17 protein-coding genes are annotated in these 21,253 nt (G+C 41.4%); 10 read left to right on the plus strand and 7 right to left on the minus strand.

Translation table 11 applies throughout. The annotated features are described in order from the left end of the window. The first annotated feature begins 35 nt into the window (after window positions 1-35). The 4 genes from VF06_RS21470 to VF06_RS21485 all read left to right on the plus strand — a co-directional run bounded on the left by VF06_RS21470 (window position 36) and on the right by VF06_RS21485 (window position 3,249). Entirely contained in the window at window positions 36-1,229 is a 1,194-nt protein-coding gene (locus VF06_RS21470) for a glycosyltransferase (protein ID WP_099069554.1), read from the plus strand. 82 nt (window positions 1,230-1,311) lie between these two features. Next, window positions 1,312-2,085 (plus strand): glycosyltransferase family 2 protein, encoded by a 774-nt coding sequence (locus tag VF06_RS21475; protein WP_099069555.1) that lies wholly within the window; start codon window positions 1,312-1,314, stop codon window positions 2,083-2,085. After that, entirely contained in the window at window positions 2,085-2,684 is a 600-nt protein-coding gene (locus VF06_RS21480; protein WP_099069556.1) for a YdcF family protein, read from the plus strand. Before VF06_RS21475 ends, VF06_RS21480 begins: the two co-directional genes overlap by 1 nt. 1 nt (window position 2,685) lies before the next feature. Further along, window positions 2,686-3,249 carry a WcaF family extracellular polysaccharide biosynthesis acetyltransferase gene (locus tag VF06_RS21485; RefSeq protein ID WP_099069557.1) on the plus strand — a complete coding sequence of 188 codons (564 nt, stop codon included), beginning with the start codon at window positions 2,686-2,688 and terminating at the stop codon, window positions 3,247-3,249. Here VF06_RS21485 and VF06_RS39390 read toward each other — a convergent pair. After that, entirely contained in the window at window positions 3,198-3,386 is a 189-nt protein-coding gene (locus VF06_RS39390) for a hypothetical protein (protein ID WP_180267732.1), read from the minus strand. The genes VF06_RS21485 and VF06_RS39390 overlap by 52 nt on opposite strands. A 28-nt stretch (window positions 3,387-3,414) precedes the next feature. Beyond that, window positions 3,415-5,058 carry a hypothetical protein gene (locus VF06_RS21490; RefSeq protein ID WP_099076439.1) on the minus strand — a complete coding sequence of 548 codons (1,644 nt, stop codon included), beginning with the start codon at window positions 5,056-5,058 and terminating at the stop codon, window positions 3,415-3,417. A 1,416-nt stretch (window positions 5,059-6,474) separates the two neighbouring features. Between VF06_RS21490 and VF06_RS21495 the strand changes: the two genes are divergently transcribed. The 3 genes from VF06_RS21495 (at window position 6,475) to VF06_RS21505 (ending at window position 11,512) form a co-directional block, all read left to right on the plus strand. Further along, window positions 6,475-9,066, plus strand: a complete 2,592-nt coding sequence (locus tag VF06_RS21495) for a sensor histidine kinase (protein WP_099069559.1) — start codon at window positions 6,475-6,477, stop codon at window positions 9,064-9,066. 75 nt (window positions 9,067-9,141) lie between these two features. Next, window positions 9,142-11,019 carry a PAS domain-containing sensor histidine kinase gene (locus tag VF06_RS21500; protein WP_099069560.1) on the plus strand — a complete coding sequence of 626 codons (1,878 nt, stop codon included), beginning with the start codon at window positions 9,142-9,144 and terminating at the stop codon, window positions 11,017-11,019. Between the two features lie 37 nt (window positions 11,020-11,056). Next, on the plus strand, window positions 11,057-11,512 hold the full coding sequence (locus VF06_RS21505) for a DUF2141 domain-containing protein (protein WP_099069561.1): 456 nt from the start codon (window positions 11,057-11,059) through the stop codon (window positions 11,510-11,512). Between the two features lie 274 nt (window positions 11,513-11,786). On the opposite strand, the gene VF06_RS21510 is transcribed toward VF06_RS21505, so the two are convergent. From VF06_RS21510 to VF06_RS41070, 4 genes are all read right to left on the minus strand, one after another. Next, entirely contained in the window at window positions 11,787-12,929 is a 1,143-nt protein-coding gene (locus VF06_RS21510) for a peptidoglycan-binding protein (protein WP_099069562.1), read from the minus strand. A 210-nt stretch (window positions 12,930-13,139) separates the two neighbouring features. Then, a complete protein-coding gene (locus VF06_RS21515; protein WP_099069563.1) occupies window positions 13,140-14,177 on the minus strand; it encodes a DMT family transporter in 1,038 nt (345 codons plus the stop codon). Between the two features lie 1,081 nt (window positions 14,178-15,258). Beyond that, window positions 15,259-16,911 (minus strand): Ppx/GppA phosphatase family protein, encoded by a 1,653-nt coding sequence (locus VF06_RS21525; RefSeq protein ID WP_099069565.1) that lies wholly within the window; start codon window positions 16,909-16,911, stop codon window positions 15,259-15,261. A gap of 262 nt (window positions 16,912-17,173) precedes the next feature. Then, the gene (locus tag VF06_RS41070) at window positions 17,174-17,317 is read right to left on the minus strand and encodes a hypothetical protein (RefSeq protein ID WP_180267419.1); all 144 of its coding nucleotides are present in this window, start codon (window positions 17,315-17,317) and stop codon (window positions 17,174-17,176) included. A 33-nt stretch (window positions 17,318-17,350) separates the two neighbouring features. Between VF06_RS41070 and VF06_RS21530 the strand changes: the two genes are divergently transcribed. Then, window positions 17,351-18,232 carry a 4-hydroxybenzoate solanesyltransferase gene (locus tag VF06_RS21530; RefSeq protein WP_099069599.1) on the plus strand — a complete coding sequence of 294 codons (882 nt, stop codon included), beginning with the start codon at window positions 17,351-17,353 and terminating at the stop codon, window positions 18,230-18,232. Between the two features lie 137 nt (window positions 18,233-18,369). On the opposite strand, the gene VF06_RS21535 is transcribed toward VF06_RS21530, so the two are convergent. Then, window positions 18,370-18,786 carry a hypothetical protein gene (locus tag VF06_RS21535; RefSeq protein ID WP_180267545.1) on the minus strand — a complete coding sequence of 139 codons (417 nt, stop codon included), beginning with the start codon at window positions 18,784-18,786 and terminating at the stop codon, window positions 18,370-18,372. A gap of 454 nt (window positions 18,787-19,240) precedes the next feature. Between VF06_RS21535 and VF06_RS21540 the strand changes: the two genes are divergently transcribed. Continuing rightward, on the plus strand, window positions 19,241-19,807 hold the full coding sequence (locus tag VF06_RS21540) for a PadR family transcriptional regulator (RefSeq protein WP_099069567.1): 567 nt from the start codon (window positions 19,241-19,243) through the stop codon (window positions 19,805-19,807). 18 nt (window positions 19,808-19,825) lie between these two features. After that, the gene (locus tag VF06_RS21545; RefSeq protein WP_099069568.1) at window positions 19,826-21,208 is read left to right on the plus strand and encodes a carotenoid oxygenase family protein; all 1,383 of its coding nucleotides are present in this window, start codon (window positions 19,826-19,828) and stop codon (window positions 21,206-21,208) included. The last annotated feature ends 45 nt before the right edge of the window (window positions 21,209-21,253 follow it).

A 21,253-nucleotide genomic window follows, 5' to 3' on the forward strand; every position in this document is an offset into this window, starting at 1 on the left:
TTTATATATAATTATTTTTTAATCATCATTTATTAATGAAAATTCTTCACGTTACTCCTTCGATCGCAAAAGTTCGTGGTGGCACTAGTCAAGCTATTTTAGATATAGTCAAGGCATTGCAAATAATTAATGTTGATACCGAAATTGCCACAACTAACGATGATGGTGATGACTTACTGGATGTTCCTCTCCATAAACGCATTAAATATAATGATGTTCCAGTTTGGTTTTTTCACCGCTTTTCACCGAATATTAAGCCAGTAAGAGAATATGCCTTTAGTGGTGGATTGACACAATGGCTTTGGCAAAATATTTCTCAGTACGATATTGTACACGTCCATGCTCTTTTCTCCTATGCATCAACGATGGCAATGGCCATCGCTCGTTGGCAAAATGTTCCTTACATAGTTACTCCACATGGCTTACTATGTGAATGGTCTTTACAACAAAGTACCCGTAAAAAACAAACCTACCTGAAACTTATAGAACAAGCAAATCTTGAGAGCAGTCAGATGCTTCACTTTACCTCAGAGAAGGAACAACAAGAAGTATCTTTACTTGGACTACACAAATCTAATTTTGTCTTACCCCTGGGAATATCTTTACCAACCAAAATTACTGATGCTCGTCAACATCTGCGGCAAAAATTTAACATACCTCAAGACGAACCTGTGATTTTGTTTTTGTCTCGGCTGCACTATAAAAAAGGTTTAGAATATCTCATTCCTGCTTTGGGCAAACTAACTCACCATCGGTTTACTTTTATACTTGCAGGTAATGGTACTCCAGATTACGAAGCTGAAATAGAATCTTTGCTGGTTAAGAGTGGATTGCGCGATCGCACTTTTGTTGTGGGATTTGTCGCAGGCCAAACCAAAGATATATTGATGCAAGGGTCTGACCTTTTTGTGCTGACTTCATATTCCGAAAACTTTGCTGTCTCAGTTTTAGAATCATTAGCTGTAGGCGTTCCTGTTCTTGTGACTCCTGGTGTGGCTCTAGCTTCTGTTGTCAAGCAAAACCAACTAGGTTATGTTCCTGAGTTGGATGTTACAGCCATCACCCAAGCTTTAGAAGATTATTTAAATAATACTCAAATTGCTCAAAACATGGGCGAACAAGCTCGTAAACTTATCTCTGAAAAATACACTTTAGAAAAAACAGCCTTGCAAATGCAACAAATTTATCAAACTATTCTCCAAAAAGAATTTATGCCTACTTCTGTGTAAAAAGCCTTGACCAATTTTTATTTACAAACCTACAACAATTAATGATTGGCTCTGCAATTTATTTGTATTTATTTTTATATTTATGCTCAATAAAATCACTCCATTAATTTTAACCTACAATGAAGCACCTAATATTCAGCGAACCCTAGAAAAACTAACTTGGGCCAATCAGATTGTTATTGTTGATAGCTATAGTTCTGATGAAACTCTAGAAATCATTGCTTCGTACCCTCAGGTTAAATTATTTCAAAGAAAATTTGATACTCATGCTACACAGTGGAATTACGGCTTAGCTCAAATTAACTCCCAGTGGGTATTATCTCTAGACGCAGATTATGTTATTTCAGAAAAACTGGCTGAGGAAATCAAGGAATTACCTGAAAATTCACCAATAGATGGTTATTTTATTAAATTCAAATATTGTGTTTTCGGCAAACCTCTCAGGGGTACTATACTTCCTCCCCGACAGGCTCTTTTTAGAAAAGATAAATCTATTTACATTGATGATGGTCATACCCAACTGTTACAAGTTAAAGGTAAATCAGCAATGTTAGCTGGCTATATTTACCACGACGATCGCAAACCTCTAAATCGTTGGTTATGGGCACAGGATCGTTATATGGTGATTGAAGTCCAGAAGCTATTGGATACACCAACAAGGGAACTCAGTTTGGGCGATCGCATCCGCAAACAAAAACTTTTTGCTCCTTTCATCATCCTTTTTTACTGCCTGATTTTCAAAGGCGGCATTCTCGATGGCTGGCACGGTTGGTACTATGCATTTGAACGTGTACTAGCAGAAATTCTTCTGGCAATTCGTTTAATTGAAGCCGAGGAATTCAAAGAAAAAGCATGATGAGAAAATTTCAATGGCTACGCAAAAAATATTTAATTTTAGCTTCAGCAAGTTTTTTCTTCTCATTACTGCTGATAATTCCTGTGCGTTTGGCCATAGCTTATTACCAAACACCCCAACCCCAAGCTATCCTTACTCTTGGCGCTTGGACAGATCGGGAACAGGCTACTGCGGAAATTGCCCGTTGGTATCCGTCTTTGGAAGTTTGGGTTTCCTCTGGTACTCCCCCCGAAATAGCACGACCGATTTTTCAAGCTGCTGGCATTTCAGACAATCGTCTTCACTTGGATTATCGTGCTGTTGATACCGTGACAAACTTTACTACAATTGTCCCTGAGTTTGAACATAAACGCATACAACATATTTATTTAATTACCTCAGATTTTCACATGCCCAGAGCCAAGGCGATCGCCACCATAATTCTTGGTATTAAAGGTATCGCTTTTACTCCAATTTCTGTACCATCAGATGCAGATCAATCAAAAAAAGCAAAAAAAGAAACTATTTCTCCCATTATTCGCGATCTAGGACGCTCTCTACTTTGGATTGTCACAGGTCGTACAGGAACCAGTCTTCAGTCTGTTATTGATTTCCCTTAGTATGCGTCTAGATTGTTATACAGTTGGTAATTATATTCCTGGGGCACCTTATTGGCAGCAACTTCTGTGGTACTTCGTAGGTTCACCTTTAGTACAAAGTCGCTTGCTTCCCATGTCAGGCTTAAAAGTTTTGCTACTTCGTACTTTTGGAGCAAAAATTGGTCAAGGTGTCCGCATCAAACCAGGAGTTCGCATCAAATTCCCCTGGCGATTGATAGTTGGCGATTATGTATGGATTGGAGAAGACGCCTGGATTGATAACCTGGCTTTAGTCACTATCGAAAGTCACGTATGCATATCTCAAGGCGTTTATTTATGTACCGGTAATCATGATTGGAACCATCATGATTTTCAACTAATTACTGCACCTATATATATTCAAGAAAGTAGTTGGATTGCAGCCAAAGCAGTCATTGGCCCTGGAGTTATTGTTGGTCGTGGAGCAGTGCTTACCTTAGGGGGAGTAGCTAGTAGTTCTTTGGAGTCAATGACAATCTATGCCGGTAATCCAGCTCAAGCCATAAAGCAACGGAAGTGTAAGTCGAGAGTGTTGACTGATGACTGATGACTGGGGCATTGGGCATGGGGTATGTAAATAGGACAAGGTAGACAAGGAAGAAAGATTGCTACCTTGTCTCCCCCTCTCCCTTTTCTCCCCATCTCCCTTGTCTCCCCCTCTCCCTTGTCTCCCCATCTCTCCACTCGCTACTCCCTACTCCCAATTTTCCTATTAAGGAGACAAGAACTTAGTTGGATTCATCGCATCAGAGTCTATCAGAGTCAGTTGGGGCAGACCATTTACAAGTTTGACAACATATACAGACCCCGCCCTTCTAGCACGTAAAGTCAAAGTTCCCAGTTTGTTATCAATTTTCACCTTCACATCGCGGTCGTTGCCCACATTCGCCCAAGCTGTAACTAGCCAACGGTCTTCGCCGACTATTTTGCGTGCTAGCACACGAGCAGTGGGTACGGTAACAGGCCCCCATCTACCTTGTAATTGCTGTGTCTGACCTTCAGCAGGAAACTCCATTGCTGGCAATATGTTAGTCCAACTTTGATAGGGATGCAGTTTTGGCCCTGGTAAAAGGTCACCTTTACGCAAGTATTCTTCTAAATGTGAGAACAATGCATGGGCATGACCTTGAATTGTTAATTGCCGAATCAGTGTGGGAGTTGTCGCGCCAATCGGCTTGTTGTAGTTGAGTGCTTCCCACAATGGCCCACTGCATACAAAATATCCACCCACAGAACCGACGGCTCCTGCTGTATAGTAAGCCTTCATCATACCCATAAAGGTATCTGGACTGGAAATTGGTTGACCGGCGTAACCTTCCCAACCCATACTTATCCAAGGATAAGTGTACTTCTGTCCCAAGCCGATCGCCCCAGAAATATTATTCAACGCTTGTGTCAATGCGTCCCACGGCACCCCTGTATTGTACTCAACACCAGTCCAGCCAGAGTTGTGAAAATTGAAGTACATTTCTGGCGCTGTATAATTAGATACAATTGGCTTGCGATTAGAGTCTAGAAAATTTTCGTACTTGAACATATACCACGGCCATCCAGCCCAGCGACCACGTTCAGTACCATATTGCTCCTGATACCAGAAGTACCCTGGTGTAGATTGCAAGTTACTAAACAATTTCTGTTTGAGTACTCCTTCCTGTCGTGCTTTGTTGCGAGATATGTAAGCGAACCAGTCATTCAGACCAGAATTATTGAAGTCAGCTTTTACTTGAGGATCTTGTCCAAACAAGACTTCAGGATCGTTGTCGAGAAGAAGCCACAAACCAGACTCACCTTGGTTGTTAATCACCTTCATCGGCTGACCAGCAGTTCTCTCTAATTGACCTATTAATTTTCCATAGTAGTCACCAATGATTTGAAAAGCCTCATTTGGTGCAGCTGGACTGACTATTGGTCGGCCACCGTTGAGAATGATTTTTCCATTTTTGTCACGTAACCAAGTGTTCGGCGGTAGCTTGGGTAGATAGGAGTATCGCCCATCGTAGTTATCATAAAATCTATAAACTTCTCCTACTTCGGCCACCAGTTGGTATCGACCAGGATTAGCTTTGGCTACTTGTGCCAAATCAGCTGATTGTATTGGTAGTCCATATCCCCAATAGTTAGCTAATTCTATGTAAGTATCTCTTGATAGCCCACAATGTGCTTGAGTCAAAGGTAACAGAGTATTGCCTTTTTTAAATACAGGCCGAGGTGCGGCTTTAAGGTGATCTAATGGAGTCGATTGTGAAGTGAGGGTTTGAGCATATATCGGCGTATTAACTACCATACCTAAAGTCATGGCAAAGCTGAGCGCCGAAGAAATGGTCGAGCGCATCGAACCTAGATGAAGTTTTTTCATGAAGTCTCCTTAGCACCACACAGGGAACAACAAATTACTGCATGGCAATATGTTTGCACGCGAATAATTAAGCGATTTCACCACTATTAAAGAGTAGTAAAATTCACTAACTTTTATAGAAGCGAGTACAGTTTATTAATTTTTGGTAAAAATAGTCAAGAGTAGTTTCTTTGACTAAAGATCTCCAAGAAAATCAAAACTACTCTGTGACTAGGTTAGAGCGTTTGATTTTTTTTTCTTATTAGCCAAATTTAGTCAAATTTCTGCTAATATCCATACAGTTAGTACTATAACAAGCTTTATCTTATAACCATTTACGTATAATCAAAGATAGCTTCAGTATATCTACTAGCTGAGCGCCACTTTTAACGTTAAATTGCTAGTTAGTAGCTATCAAAAATGGTATCGTATAGATACAAAAATCGATATTTGCAGTACTGCTAAATACCCAATAATTAAACTTTTTACTGAGAATCAGGCACTTGTGGATCGATAGTAATTTGGGTTATTAGATACTCAAGTTTGTAGTGTTAGGTAACTTTGTATTTGTTAACCTAAGAATTACTTTTACCAACCTTTCATATCATTAAAGGCATCAAAAAAATCTATTTTTTTAAAAACCACTATTTAGTTACTTATTTATATAGTTATAAATATCAATAGAGTAATCAAGTTTAATTTTTGAAATCATGGGAATAGGAAACAAGCGATCAGCCTTTTGAATTGGAAAGTGAGTTTTTCATGCTAATTAATACCAATTGATATCAAATCCGTTAGCATCGAAATTATATATTTTTTAACGCAGAGGAACGCAAAGGGAAACGCAAAGGGGCGCAAAGTTTTTGGATTCACATATTGAGTGATTTCGATGCTAACGGAAACTATGTCAGGCAATTATAGAGACTATTTATAACGTAAATCTTCAGTAGGGTGTATTATGGCTTTGCTATCATCCACTGCTATCCCAATGATGGGTTAGGCGCTTTTAAGTATTTTTCATGAAAAATCATGTTATTAATAGTTGACAGTTAACCGTCAGCGATCAACGAATCAAGCCAAGTGACTGTGCAGCTGGGGCTATTAATGCAATGAAATAGTTATTGGCGGTGGCATTATGTTTATCACTAACGGTCTTGAGATAGTCTTATGTAGAGTTTTAAGAGCTAACTCAAGGCGAGGAGTGTGGTCAAAAAAGTATTGCCGATCGCTAATTATATTAACTCGTTAACAACTTTATCTTTTCTCTAACAAATGGTTCACCCGATTGGGTGAATGCGATCGCTTGCTCACCAATTACTCTGAGAGAAGGTGCAGTCTTAGTTCTGGGAGCATCACCGCTAACAGAATCAAAACTGCTCTGTTGGCTATCCTAGCTTTTAATTATACATCAATAACTTTTTTATAAAGGGTCAAAGAGTGGATGAAATTGTTGTACAGTCTGCCTATACACCGGATTGCCAGCAAGGGGTTATTAACCTGCTCTCCAAAATTGCTGTTAATCTCCCAGGCATAATTTTCCAAGTTCTGCAACGGCAGGATAATTCTGTTTGTGTACTGTATATAAGTTCTGGTTGTAAAAATTTGTATGAAATAGAACCAGAAGTTATACAAGCAGACTTTCGCCTGTTGTGCAAACTCATTCATCCACTGGATATAAAAGCTTTTGCAGAATCCATAACTGCTTGTAGCACCATTGTTAGTCCTTGGCATTGGCAAGGTCGCATCATCACACCCAGTGGTAAACTCAAGTGGATTCAAGGTAGTTCTATCCCAGAACGGCAAGCTAACGGCGATTTGCTTTGGAATGGTCTAGTGATGGATATCACAGAGCAAAAACAAGTCCAAGAAAAATTGCAAGAAAGTGAAGCCCGCTATAAAGCAATTTTATCTGCTATTCCCGATTTGATGTTTCGCATTAGCCGCGACGGCGAATATCTCGATTTGAAAAGTGAGGGAGAAAATGTCACACTCCATCGCGAAGCAATAGTGGGAAAGAATTTGCAGGAATTATTGCCAAGTGATGTTGCTACCATTAGCCAAGAAGCCATCGCCAAAACTTTAGATACTGGAAGTTTACAAACTTGCGAATATCAGCTAGCAACACCTTTGGGAATCAGAGATTATGAAGCGCGGTTGGTGGTTAGTGGCGAAGATGAAATACTAGCAATCGTTCGAGACATCACAGAACGCAAACAAGCAGAAATCACTTTGCAAAATTTAGCCCAAAAATTTGCTAAAGCTTTTAGTTGTAGTCCGGATTCAATTACCATTAGTACCCTTAAAGAAGGACGTTTCATAGAAGTTAACGACACTTTTGTCAAACTTTCAGGTTATGAGCGACATGAAGCCATTGGTAAAACTTCCTTTGATTTAAATCTTTGGGTAAATACAGGCGATCGCCTGAAATTAATACAGGAATTACAAGCTACAGGAGTAATCCGCAATTTAGAAATAGAATTTAAGCAAAAATGTGGAAAAATAATTACAACCTTGCTGTCAGCTGAAGTCATTGATTTAGATGGTATTCCTTGCCTACTAGCAGTTCATCATGATATTACAGAACGCAAGCAAGTAGAAGCTAAATTACACCTGGCAGCCCAACGCGATCGCTTGTTAGCAGAAACCTTAGTGCGGATTAGGTCTTCACTGAACTTAGAGGAAATTCTGCAAACCACAGTTAATGAAGTCAGACAATTTCTGCAAGCAGACCGGGTTTTTATTGGTCTATATAATACTAATTCAGGAATCAAAACTCTTGCCGAATCAGTAGATACCAAATATCCATCAGTTTATGGTTGGTCTACTAACGATCAAGATTATATACAAGAATTAAGAAACTTTTTAAAAGATAATGTGGTGCGTGTTGTGGAAGATATGACGCAAATGCCGCAATCTTCTAAAGTCAGAGTACACTGTCACAAATTTCAAACAAAAGCTAGTTTAGCTGTGCCCATCATGCTCAATGAAGAATTATATGGTGCGTTAATTGCTAACCAATGCTCAGCACCGCGTCATTGGCAGCCAATAGAAATTGATTTGTTGCAACAAATGTCAGAACAAGTAGCCATCGCCATTCACCAAAGCCGAATTTACCAAGAGCTAGCAGAACTCAACATTAATTTAGAAAACCAAGTACGAGAACGTACAGCACAATTGCAGCAAAAAATCCAAGAAGTTGAAGAATTACATCGCGTTAAAGATGTAGTTTTACACACAGTTGCTCATGATTTACAAACTTCTGTGATGGGTAACTTAATGGTGTTAAAAAATTTGTTAAATCAGGGAGTGGAGAGCAAAGGAGCAGAGGAGCAGGAGGGCAGAGGAGAAATGGAAGCAAGTTTTTCCCCTCCACTTCCCATGAGATATCTATCTCTTTCCCATACCCCATCCCCAATGCCCCATGCCCAATCCCTAATTCCCGTATCTCGTTCAATAATCGAGCGAATGATTCAAGGTAACGATCGCCAACTGACGATGATTAATTCCTTGTTAGAAATTAATTCTTGTGAAAAAGAGGGTCTGGAAATTAAACCAGAAGTTGTAAAATTTAGCACCTTACTGCAAGGAATCTTCGCTCAGCTGGAACCTATACTGATACAAAACCAAGCAACTTTCAAAAACTTGGTTCGCGCAGACTTACCATCAGTCATGGCAGATGCAACGCGCTTGCACAAAGTTGTGGCGCATTTAGTGACACATAGCTTGCGAAATAATCCACCAGGATTAAAATTGACCGTAAGTGCTACCGTTGAAGCTGGAATGATTCGCACTCAGATTCAAGATAACGGTGTAGGAATGAGTAAATTAGAGTGCGATCGCCTTTTCGATTTACATGTCCGCGATCCCCAAGATTGTTGTTCCACAAGCATTGGGTTAAAAATGTATCTTTGTCGGCAAGTTATGAAAGCACATGGCGGCGAAATTGGTGTAATTAATAACCGCAAGCGTGGGTTAACTTTTTGGTTTACATTACCTTTAGCAACTCCATCCGCAAGAAACCGCCCATAAATTACTGAAAAATGGGGCAGTAAATACTAGCTAATTATATGCTAAGTATTACTAAAGACTGCTAAGCAATGCCACATGGCTACCCCATTTACAAAAGTGCAAAGCTGGTGGAGAAAAACCTTTTCTACACCAAAAACAGATGAAATCCATATCCTTTACAAAGCTTGGCGCAACAAATTTTTGTGGCAGAGACTCCGTTTGTGGTTGTGGCTGGCACTGATTTGTCTGTTATCTTTTATTTTGCGAGATATCTATGGCTTGTTTTTCCCTTTCCAAGAGTTGAAAAAGCTGCCAGAATCAATTCAACCAACAAGCTTTGTAATTAATTTTGCAATGCTTCTAAATATACTTGTGTGTTTTGCTCTACATAAAACTCCACTCGGCCGCCATCGCCCAAATTTGTTATTTTTGGGTTCTTCTTGGTCAATTAGTTTAGCATCACAATTGTTTGCAACCCTCAGAGGTTTTGCACTACCAGATAGTATCGGTTGGTCGTTGCTATTCTTGAGTCAAGCTATATTAATGCCAGTGTGCTGGACTCTTCACTTGTTGTGTCAAGCAGCTGTGCTGATTTACTATTTTGGTGTAAACGCCATACTTGGATTAAAAACACCAATTCCAGACCACCCAGAAATATATAATGTAACGTTTATTTTATATATTTTTTGGTTTTGTACCATTTGTGATATTGGCGTTTATCTCTACGATCGCTTGCAACGTTCTGAGTTTTTCGCCCGTCAAGAACTGGAATCTGCTTATCAAAAACTCCAAGTTGCAGAAGCTAAATATCGTAGCATTTTTGAAAATGCCATTGAAGGTATCTTTCAAAGCACTCCCGATGGCCGTTACATCACTGCAAACCCAGCTTTAGCACGTATTTATGGCTACTCATTACCAGAAGAAGTCACAGCTAATTTCACAGATATCGAACATCAATTGTATGTCGATCCAAACCGCCGAGCAGAATTTGTGCGGTTAATGGAAAAATATGGCAGAGTTTCCGAGTTCGAGTCCCAAATTTATCGGCGAGATGGCAGTATTGTCTGGATTTCTGAAAAAGCCTATGCAGTCCGTGACGAACAAGGAAAATTGTTATACTACGAAGGCTTAATAGAAGACATTACCCAACGCAAACAAACTGAAGAAGAACTCAGAGTATTTTTTCATGCAGTTTCCCACGACTTACGCAACCCAGTGCTGGGTACTTTAATGGTACTGAAGAATTTGTTAAATCAAAGAGTGGGGAGTGGAGAGTGGGGAGTGGGGGACGCGGACACGGAGAAGTCTTTGTCCACCTCAGAGCATCTTCCCATCTTTGCATCTTCTTCTTTCCCCGCGTCTCCCACTCCCCCTGTCCCCGCGTCTTCTTCAATCCCCGTACCACGCAGGGTTTTAGAGCGAATGATTCAAAGTAGCGATCGCCAACTTAACTTAATTAATTCTTTGATGGAAGCTCATGTCAGTGAATTACAAGGTATTATTTTACAACGTGAATCGGTAAAATTATTGTCAGTCGTTGAAGCGGCGATCGCAGATTTAGAACCATTGCTATTACAAAACCAAGCTAATCTGACAAATTTGGTAACCGCAGATTTGCCATTAGTGAACGCCGATCCCACTCAATTATGGCGAGTGTTTTCTAATTTAATTGTCAATGCCCTCAAACACAATCCACCTGGATTGGTTTTGACAATTAACGCTACTCCTGTTCATGACAAAATTTATTGTACTGTTAGCGATAACGGAGTGGGTATTAGTCAACAACAAACCCATCGGCTTTTTGAACTTTACTTTCGCGGCAGTAACATCCGCAATTCCGTAGGTTTGGGATTAGGATTATATCTATGCAAACAAATCATCAATGCTCATGGCGGCGAAATTGGTATTGATACCACTTCTGAAACAGGTGCGAGTTTCTGGTTTACATTACCCATTATTTCTAATCGTCATTAGTCATTGTTCATTAGTCATTGGTCAAAGGAAAAATTTTATGGTGAGAGGATTGAGAGTTAGTGTGCTGCTGTTGGCAGTATTGGGAAATTTAGCATGGTCATTTAGTGCTAAAGCAGGTTATAACGGCAAACTCACCGTGGAAATTGATGGACTTAAGAATAAAGAAGGAGAAGTTTGTGCGAGTATATATAATAGCAGCCAAGGATTTCCTAACCAACGCGATCGCGTTTTACAAAAACAGTGTATTGCAATTACTGATACTCCCCTGCTGATGACTTTTGAAAACTTAAAAGCAGGTAATTATGCCGTTGCTGTAATCCACGATCGAAATAGCGATCGCACTCTCAATCGTAACAGTCTTGGTATCCCCATCGAAGGCTTTGGATTTTCCAGAAACCCAGAAATTAAAACCAGTGCGCCTAAATTTAGCGAAGCAGTATTTTTGGTAGCAGGGCCGAATACTAATATTCAAGTTCAGTTGAAATATCTTTAGAAGAATGGGGAGATGGGAGAGAGGCAGGGGAAAATAATAACTGCCCAGTCACCAGTCATATTATGTCCGCATAATTAGTTATGATTCCCACCGCCATTGCACCCCACCCCTTAATCCCCTCCCCTTACCAAGGGGAGGGGAGACAAAGCGTAGCTTTGGCTCTTTGGGGTTTTTCGGGTTTAATAAGTAATCAGACGGACATAATATCACCAGTCAACAGTCAACATGCCCCATACTCCATTTTTTAATGACTAATTCTAAATTCTGCTGTAATTTAATCTTCTGATATATTCTTTTGTTCGGGCAAGGCACGTATTCTATTCATCTGACTTAACGCGTATCGTGCTGTTGCTTGCACTTCTGCATCCGGGTCTTCTAGTGCGTGGCACAATATCTGACTCATTTGGCTCATCATATCATAGACACGAGTCAAGTCACGGATTGCATTTTGCCGCACCTGTGGATTTTCATCTTGCATCGACATAGCCAAAGCACGGTTCATTGGTTTGAGGGTGCGGGCACCAATTTCAGCTAAAGCTGCCAAAATTAAACTGCTTTCTTGAGAATCAGCATCAATCATCAGGTCAACCATTGGCTGAATTGCCCTAGAATCACCCTGTTGACCTAAATTCCAAATCGCCTTGTGCCGCTTAGTTGGGTCGGGATTGCGTAAGTCTTGAATTAATTCGTCAACGATATTAAGTTTAGCAAGACGGGAAGTTTTTTCTGGTAGCAATAATTGTGTAGTCTGTGGTAGCTTCGTTATTTGGGAACTAGTTACGTTTTCCGAGGAAACTGCTGTCACGGGATCTTGTTTGACTTGACTCAAACTTTTAGTATTTGATATTTCCGACTTTTGTACTCGTTTGACTTGACGAAACCACCTCATCAGAAAAATAAATGCCCCAAAACTTCCGAAAACACCAACAGCAAGTATTAACCACCAAATCAAATCCCTTTCTTTTTCCGTTGGTTGGGGTTTTGCAGTGGGCTTGGGAATTGCAGCAGTAGAATTAACAATTGGAGATTTCAAAACGGGAGAACGAGACAACTGGCTTTTAGCTGCTAAAGCTGCTTGCAGTCTTATCCTTGTTTCCAAACCAAAGATACCATCTACTTTTAAGCCCTTAACTTTTTGGAATTTAGCCACACCGATTTCGGTGGTAACGCTATACTTTCCATTTACTGCATCACTGTAGTATCCTAATTTTTTTAATTGGATTTGTAGTCTCTGTACATCCGACCCTTGGCTACCAGGTCTTAAAACAGCTGGAGTAGCAGCAACCCTCGAATTAGCTTGTGCAAATTCTAAAACCTGAGGTACTGAGTTAGATGTAGCTGCGCTTGGGGTATTTATATAAAAACCCAGGCAAGAAAAGTAAGTAAATACCAGGATTGAGGAACGGCATAGCCTCATATTGCAAGTTTCAGCCTAAACGTGCTTTTGAAGTCATCGATAATACAATAACTTTTGAACGCCCAAATGTTAAGTATTGTTTGTTATTTGTTATGGGGTATTGGAAGTGTTGATAGTTGACTGGTGACTGTTGACTGGTGACTGGGGAGTTATTATTCTCCCATGCCCCCTGCCCCTGAAGCCTCTCCCTCTCCCTCATCTCCCTACTTTCTAGTCCCTACTTCCTACCGGATTCAACTTTTTAGTAGCTTCTAAAACTGATTGCTGTATGTTGGCTTGTTCGTCAGCATTAGCTGTGTTATTTTGCCCTGCTAAAGTATCGCGTTGGTTAATGAGGTAGATGCTAATTAGAGTGAGGAAAACACCAAGCCATTGTAATGGGCTGAGGACTTCTTGAAGGAAGAGGTTACCAAATAGTAAGGCAAAGATTGGTGTCAGAAAGGTGAGGGAACTCAAACTGGTGAGACTACCACTAGAAGCAAAGTAAAAGAATAATCCGTAGGCGATCGCACTGCCGAATACGGTAGCATAACCCAAGGCTGCTAAATCATATAATCCTAAGTTCTGCCATTGTTGGGATTCTACGACTGATGAAACTCCCCACAGTGGCAATCCTCCCAAAATCATGTGCCAGCCTGTAGCGATTACTGGGTCAGCATGTCGGCAAACAAATCTAATCAATACTGTTCCTACTGCCATTGATAAGGCTGCTAGCAACATCAACCACTCGCCACTAGCGAACAAATTTTGCCAGTTACTAATGGTAACATTTGCACCTGAGTCCAGAAGGTGAAAAATCCACTCGTCTGGTAAGCCAATCAAACTAATACCCGTAACTCCCAAAGCTAACCCCAGCCATCCCCAAAAACCAATCCGTTCCTGAAACAACCACAACGATAGCAATGCCACAGCTAAGGGTTGGGAATCAATCATCACAGACCCTAACCCAGCAGTGGTTTTGACTAATCCCTCTGCTAAAAATCCTTGAAAAAGTGTTCCATCTATCAAGCCAAATAAGGCAATCCATAGCCACGCAGTCCAAGTTTTCGGCTGGGGTCTACCCATAAATGCTGCTGCTATCAAAATCAATACCCCAGCTGGCAATAGACGTACACCCGCCATGAATAAAGGTGTTGTGTGGGGTATCACTCCCTTCATTGCCACCATTGCTGTTCCCCATAGGAAAAAGGGGGCAATTAAAAAAACAGGAGCGAATGTAGGTCGGAATGCACTGAGTTTCAGTTGCATGGGTTTGCAGGCGCGTTTGTTTAACAAGCGTAATAATTGCTTTACCCAATTCTACCGAATTATGTCGTTTTGTAAAGCAAAAATACTTATGGCAGGGAACGCAATACGGTTCGGATAAGCAGTATAAACTTACCTTGTGGTCTGGGAAAAGGTGAGCCAGCGCGGTCTTGGGGGTTTCCCCCATGAGCGACTGGCGTTAGCGTCAGCGTTAGCGACGAAGGAGCGTCACCCCGAAGGGGTTAAGGGGCAAGGGGATTTGGATGTATTTGAAACCTTTCCCCGAACCCTATTGACAGGGAACGGGGAGATGGGGGAGAGGCAGACGGGCAGGGGAGAATAATAACTCCCCAGTCACCAGTCACCAGTCAACACTCAACCACTATTTGCTGTTGTTTATTTTTTCGAGTTACCCCCAGCCCTTTTGAATATTCCAAAATACAAAATTCTTGAATTCCAAAAAGGTTTCTTCTCCTACTCCCTACTTTCTATTTTCAACACAGTTGATGGGTAAAAAATTTCACAACCCAGATAGAAAATCTTTCTTTCCCAGTCATTAGTCAACACTCAAGACTATATTTCAAGCCAGAGATGAAGTTTTATGTTTGATTGTTAGGTTTCCTTTCTTCACTAACCAATGCAACCTCAATAAGAGTTTAAAAACAATGGCTTTTGTAATTACTCTGACCAAGGTGAGCGCTAGTCAATAACTGAGTTACGTCAGTTGTACTTTTTTAAATATGGAACAACTAATACTCTTAAATTTGAGTATTGTTAAGTGCAGAATATCAATAAATTTACATATATATAAGAATGAGGACACCTCGGTTTCTCAAGCCCAGATATCCCCTTGCAACATAACCTAACAGTAACTAAACTGTTATCTACATTTTAGTAGCTAATTTTGTTTATTCAAATACATCTTAAGGAGATTTATATATTCTTTCTTAAGTAGGATGAAAATGTAATGGAATTATAAAGATAATGGTTGAATTGCAAATAATATATATTAACGCATAACATCACGCTTATACTGTACAAAGCAGATGCATAAACGCTGTGTAATGCACCTGCTTTGTACTTTCTATGACAACAGAGGAACAGTAGATTTTTCTAAAGTTGCCACTAATCTGACGCGAAATTCTTCTTCAAACACTCCTTTTTTGTAATCTAAACTCCAGAGTTCCAAGGCACAATCATCATTCAATTGAGATGGGAAAATCAAGAGATTGACTTGCCGAAATTGGGGATAATATTCACATTCTACGTGAGCGATCGCGCCAATTTGTCGTCTATCTAATGCCACAGCTAACCTTAAGATGGCACTCAATTGGCTGACTATTTGTCGCCGATCTTTAGTCAGCAAACTCTGATAATTTTCATGTTTTTTCTTGGGGGGCGATTTGCGATGATAACGCGCTAAATTGGCAATGATTTCAATCTCAGTTTCTGTATAACCGAGTAATTCACCATTGCGAATGAGATAGTAGGAGTGCTTGTGGTGAGAGGAATGGCTGATGTAATGACCGCAGTTGTGTAATATTGCAGCTGCCCAAAGTAATTGTCGCTCATCCGCTCCCCAATGGTGTAAAGTACCTTGCATTTGATCGAATAAACTTTGGGCAAATTTAGCAACGCGATCGCTATGTTCTAAATTAATGTGGTACTTGTTAGCAAGCTTGAGAACATTGCGTTCCCGAACTGAACTTTGGTAGCGCAATTTATCTTCAATTAAACCGTGAGAAAGCATCCAGTCCACAATTACGCCTTCCCTCAAAGAACGTTCGCAGACTGTCACCGAATCAATATCCAAAAGGGTCATGGCTTCCTGTAAAATTACTGCCCCAGCAAGTATTACTTCTGACCGTTTTTCTGGCATTCCTGGGATAGTAGCCCTTTCGGCATTACTTAATTTCCGCAACCGATTTACCAACTCCCGTAAGTCTTTAAGAGTGAATTGGTAGCCATTGAGAGTTGAGGGAATAGCACCAGACTTTTCCCGTGCATGAACCATCGCCAGAGTTTCAATGGTGCCAGCTGTACCCACCAAACGCACAGATTCTCCCAACTCCAGATTTGCTTGTACTTCTTCTACAGAACGTTCCAACATTCCCCGTGCGTAAGCTTGGAGATATTGAAATTCAGCGTTGCTAATGGGATCGGTGGTAATTAACTCGCCAGTCAGTCGCACTGCACCCACTTTGGTACTAGTGAGGGTACGGGGTTCGTGACTGTCCCCTAAAATTAACTCAGTGGAACCGCCACCAATATCAATAATTATGTGGGGTTGGTTGTGAAATTCCATCCCCGACAATACACCAAGGTAAATTCGTCGCGCTTCTTCTTGACCAGAAATCAAGTCAACGCTTAAACCCAACTCTGCTTCTATAGCGTGCAAGAAATCTTTACCATTGGGGGCTTCGCGCACAGCACTAGTGGCCACAGCAATGATTGTTTCGGCATTCATTGTTTTAGCAACTTCTTGGAAGCGTCCTAAAGCAGCGATAGCTTTTCTAACGATCTCCGGTTTAAGTTCCCCTGTGGCAAGATTGCGATCGCCTAATCTGACGGTTTCCTTTTCTCTGGCAATAATGCTGAAAGCCGGTAGTGTGGGATCGATTCTTACCACTACCATGTGTAGAGAATTTGTCCCCAAGTCTATGGCAGCAATAATCGGGTGTTGGTCAACTGGTTGAGTTGGAACACTCTCCCAGCTAGCCGAAACTAAATTCTGCATCTAGTTTTCTCTCTGTATTAATGATGGCAAACGGTGGCATGTCGGGGTAGCTTGCACTGGTATTTATTACAACACACTTGCTCAAATTCAGTTCCGAGTTTGGAGTAAACAAGTGAAATTACTCACTCAGCAATGAATTACTCAGTTTGGTCAAGATAAACTGAGCTAAGTATATTCACCCTACTGGTTACAATTTCAGTGACTACTTAAAGGACTTTAAAGTTGCCACTTCTAGTTATGTTTTTACAAATAACAAATAACGTTATTCTATAGATGTAAAGATGTATGAATTAGGGCATTGGGGATGGGGCATTGGGCAAGCAGGAAGTGTGGGAGGGGTGGGAGGTGTGGGAGGATAAGGAAGAAATCTTTCCCCCCACACTTCCCTATCCCCCCATCCCCCCATCTCCCCATGCCCCACGCCCCACGCCCAATAGTTATGTTAACGACACCACAAAGCAACGAAAACCCTGTTTGGCTTGTAATTATCCGCCTTTTGCGCTGGCATAAACCTGAAGGACGATTAATACTGATGATTCCTGCCCTGTGGGCTGTATTTTTGGCAGCTGCGGGGAAACCGCCTTTACCTTTGGTTGGGGTAATTGTATTGGGTACTCTAGCCACAAGTGCGGCTGGGTGTGTTGTCAATGATTTGTGGGATAGAGATATCGATCCAGAAGTGGAAAGAACACGCGATCGCCCCCTAGCTTCCCGTGCATTATCAGTGAAAGTTGGGATTGTTGTTGCTATTGTGGCGATGGCTTGTGCAGGAGTTCTAGCTTTTTATCTTAACCCCTTGAGTTTTTGGCTATCTGTAGCAGCAGTGCCAGTAATTCTACTTTATCCAGGGGCAAAGCGAGTGTTTCCCGTACCTCAACTAATACTTTCCATCGCCTGGGGTTTTGCGGTGTTAATTAGCTGGAGTGCGGTAACCCACAATATCTCCCAGCCAACTTGGTTACTTTGGGGCGCAACTGTATTGTGGACATTGGGATTTGATACAGTTTATGCCATGAGCGATAGAGAAGACGATCGCCGCATTGGTGTTAATTCTAGCGCTCTATTTTTTGGCGATTATGCCCCTTTGGCTATTGGAGTTTTCTTTGCGGGCACAATCTTGTTATTAGCTTGGTTAGGCTTAGTCATCAACCTCCACCTACCTTTCTGGATTACTCTCGCCCTAGCCACCATCGGCTGGATTTGGCAATGTCTTCGATTAAGAGACCAAAACTTACCTAACTCTGCTTATGGTGAGATGTTCCGACAAAACGTGTGGATTGGTTTTATCTTACTTGCTGGCATGGTAATTGGCTGTTTATGAAGAATACATAATACAGAATTCAGCAATTTTTCATAAAAAACCTATGTAAAAAAGGGTGTAGGGGTTAATATGTCAAGAAAACTAATTTCAACGACACCCCACACCCTTCCTATTTACCGTCAACCGTCAACAGCTTACTACTCAACATTAGACATGAGAAGCTTTGAAATCTCCGCATGTGCTAGCACAGCAGCAGGTTCGCGCTGGAGGGCGTTATAATACTTTCTTTCAAAAGTATTGCCTGTCTCTAAAGGCACAATTAAATTGCGGATATCAGCAGTCAAATTTTGCAAATAATCCAGGGGTATTGGTTCATCTGCTGTCAGCATTTCATCAATTTGCACAACAATCTCAGAAATTCGATGTAACCAAGCAAATTGTTCGTGACCGATGACTAGTTGCAGAAGTTGTGTATTTGATACCCGTCCACTAACCTGTTCGTAGGCGATGCGTTCTGTCTCCAGCAACATTTTGTGAAGGTACAATAACTTGTTTCGCAAATCGCGCAGGTATTGATGTTGACGGATTCTTTGTAGAAGTGTGTTGGAAGTCAATGTAACATCCTCTCGTAACGACAGTCTTTAATAGCTTGAATAATTTCTGCTTTGGTATTTATAGCAAGGGACTGGTGACTGGGTAAAAAGTCCTTGTTTGGAAAAGTTGAGAGTGGCGGCTTTTGCCATTCTGATTTTTTGGTTTGTGTCTAAGTTCGATCGTCTGTTGATGTCCTGACCACCAAGGCTTGCGCTATGTCAACTAAAGTTCATCCATAGCAGGTAACAAGCAATAGATTGGAAAATCTGTTGATGTTAGGGTTTTAGCATTAGTTTATGCCCTAAATTAGGCTGCAACTGCTTTGTCGATTTTTTTACTAGGACGCACTATAGTTAACACATCTTTTTATAGCGGTCATTTCTCATATTTGATTAATCATATATTAGCATAAAAATATAGCAAGTATATAGACAGAACTATCGAGTCAACAGTAATTATGGAAAAATCGTTTTCATGTCCCTAGCACATACAATTCTGGGTCTTCTTCAGCAGCAAGCAATGACGGGCTATGACCTGAAAACAAGCTGCTTCGACCAATGCATCGGTCATTTGTGGCCAGCAGACCAAGCACAAATTTACAGAACCCTGGAAAAGCTAGTTGAACAAGGCTGTATTACCTGTACCATTGAGATTCAACACGATCGCCCTAATCGCAAAGTCTACACCATCACCGAATCAGGGAAAGCTGAATTAGTCAGATGGCTTGGCACTCACCAACCCTTAGCGATTTTACGCGAACCATTGCTGGTTCAGTTACACTTTGCGGATTTATTGCCTAATGAAATGATTATTCATCTATTAGAGCAGCAATTAGCTGCTCGCAATGAAAAGCTTGCCAAATGTGAAAATATCGATTTACCAGTACTGGGTGATGAGTCTGCTAGCCGTGAAGAAGTAATGCAAAGGCTGGTGCTGGAGTTGGTGATTCGTAGAGAACAGACTTATATTGATTGGCTGAAGACAGCAATCAAAGTCATTAGTCAGCAAGATCCACATCATTCACAATATCAAATTTTCTAACTCTCATCAATCAAAAGAATGACAACAATAGCAGTTAATCCCTATCTCGATGGCAATTTTGCCCCAATCCGCGAAGAAATCATCGCTGACAAATTGTCAGTTATTGGCGAACTACCCCCTGAATTATCCGGGATGTTTGTCCGCAATGGCCCTAACCCGCAATGGTCGCCAATCGGTCAATATCACTGGTTTGATGGAGATGGCATGTTACATGGCCTACAAATTAGCAACGGCATAGCAACTTATACTAATCGCTACATCCAAACAAGAGGATGGAAAATAGAAAAAGAAGCGGGTAAGGCTATCTGGACTGGGTTATTAGAACCACCACAAATGGATAATCCCTATGGCCCCCGTAAAAATACAGCTAACACCGCCTTAGTGTGGCACGCCGGACAAATGTTGGCACTGAATGAAGGGGGTAGTCCTCACGCCATCAAGCTTCCCGAATTAGAAACCATTGGCGAATACACTTATGACGGCAAACTAATTTCCCGCTTTACTGCCCATCCGAAAGTAGACCCAGTGACGGGCGAAATGATCTTCTTTGGCTACTCTCTGTTTCCAGCACCATACCTGCAATATAGTGTAGTTTCCGCAGCAGGGGAACTGCTATGGACAGTGCCAATCGATCTGCCCATAGGGGTGATGATGCACGACTTCGCCATTACAGAAAATTACACGATTTTCATGGATTTGCCCATGACTTTCAACCCAGAGCGATCGCAACGTGGAGAACCAGCATTTATGTTTGAGAGCGATCGCCCCAGTCGTTTTGGCATCATACCACGTCACGGTGACAACAGTAATATCCGCTGGTTTGAAAGTCCTGCTTGCTACGTCTTCCATACCCTCAACGCCTACGAAGACAAAGACGAAGTAGTGCTGATTGCTTGCCGTATGAGTTCCACCACAGTCTTGATTACTGATGATTCCCAACAAGACCCAGAAGCAAACATTCCTCGCCTGTATCGCTGGCGATTTAACCTCAGCACCGGCACAGTGCGCGAAGAAATGTTAGATGACGTAGCCTCAGAATTTCCCCGCGTCAACGAAAACCTGTTGGGGCGACAAACCCGGTATGGCTACACTAACAAAATGGCTAACAGTCCTTTACCTTTATTTGAAGGTATCATCAAATACGACCTCAGCAGCGGCAAGTCCCAAATTCACCAATACGGAAAAGGACGCTACGGCGGTGAAGCCGTGTTTGCACCCCGCCCAGGTGCAAGCGCTGAGGATGATGGCTGGCTGGTGACTTTCCTCCACGATGAAAATTCAAATACTTCAGAATTCCTAGTGCTGAACGCCCAAGATATAACTGCTGAACCTGTAGCGCGGGCGATCATTCCCCAGCGCGTACCCTATGGATTTCATGGTACTTGGGTTCCACAGCAATAAGTGTTTAGGGAATTCCAAAAAATCAATTATTCGGGTTGCGTTGAG

It is taken from the genome of Nostoc linckia z4, from assembly GCF_002608075.1.
GTDB classification, from domain to species: domain Bacteria; phylum Cyanobacteriota; class Cyanobacteriia; order Cyanobacteriales; family Nostocaceae; genus Nostoc; species Nostoc linckia.

Coding starts and splice junctions, on each gene's coding strand:
- VF06_RS21470 (WP_099069554.1), top strand. CDS start 36: ATGAAAATTCTTCACGTTACTCCTTCGATCGCAAAAGTTCGTGGTGGC.
- VF06_RS21475 (WP_099069555.1), top strand. CDS start 1,312: ATGCTCAATAAAATCACTCCATTAATTTTAACCTACAATGAAGCACCT.
- VF06_RS21480 (WP_099069556.1), top strand. CDS start 2,085: ATGAGAAAATTTCAATGGCTACGCAAAAAATATTTAATTTTAGCTTCA.
- VF06_RS21485 (WP_099069557.1), top strand. CDS start 2,686: ATGCGTCTAGATTGTTATACAGTTGGTAATTATATTCCTGGGGCACCT.
- VF06_RS21490 (WP_099076439.1), bottom strand. CDS start 5,058: ATGAAAAAACTTCATCTAGGTTCGATGCGCTCGACCATTTCTTCGGCG.
- VF06_RS21500 (WP_099069560.1), top strand. CDS start 9,142: ATGGCTACCCCATTTACAAAAGTGCAAAGCTGGTGGAGAAAAACCTTT.
- VF06_RS21505 (WP_099069561.1), top strand. CDS start 11,057: ATGGTGAGAGGATTGAGAGTTAGTGTGCTGCTGTTGGCAGTATTGGGA.
- VF06_RS21510 (WP_099069562.1), bottom strand. CDS start 12,929: ATGAGGCTATGCCGTTCCTCAATCCTGGTATTTACTTACTTTTCTTGC.
- VF06_RS21515 (WP_099069563.1), bottom strand. CDS start 14,177: ATGCAACTGAAACTCAGTGCATTCCGACCTACATTCGCTCCTGTTTTT.
- VF06_RS21525 (WP_099069565.1), bottom strand. CDS start 16,911: ATGCAGAATTTAGTTTCGGCTAGCTGGGAGAGTGTTCCAACTCAACCA.
- VF06_RS41070 (WP_180267419.1), bottom strand. CDS start 17,317: ATGGGGGGATGGGGGGATAGGGAAGTGTGGGGGGAAAGATTTCTTCCT.
- VF06_RS21530 (WP_099069599.1), top strand. CDS start 17,351: ATGTTAACGACACCACAAAGCAACGAAAACCCTGTTTGGCTTGTAATT.
- VF06_RS21540 (WP_099069567.1), top strand. CDS start 19,241: ATGTCCCTAGCACATACAATTCTGGGTCTTCTTCAGCAGCAAGCAATG.
- VF06_RS21545 (WP_099069568.1), top strand. CDS start 19,826: ATGACAACAATAGCAGTTAATCCCTATCTCGATGGCAATTTTGCCCCA.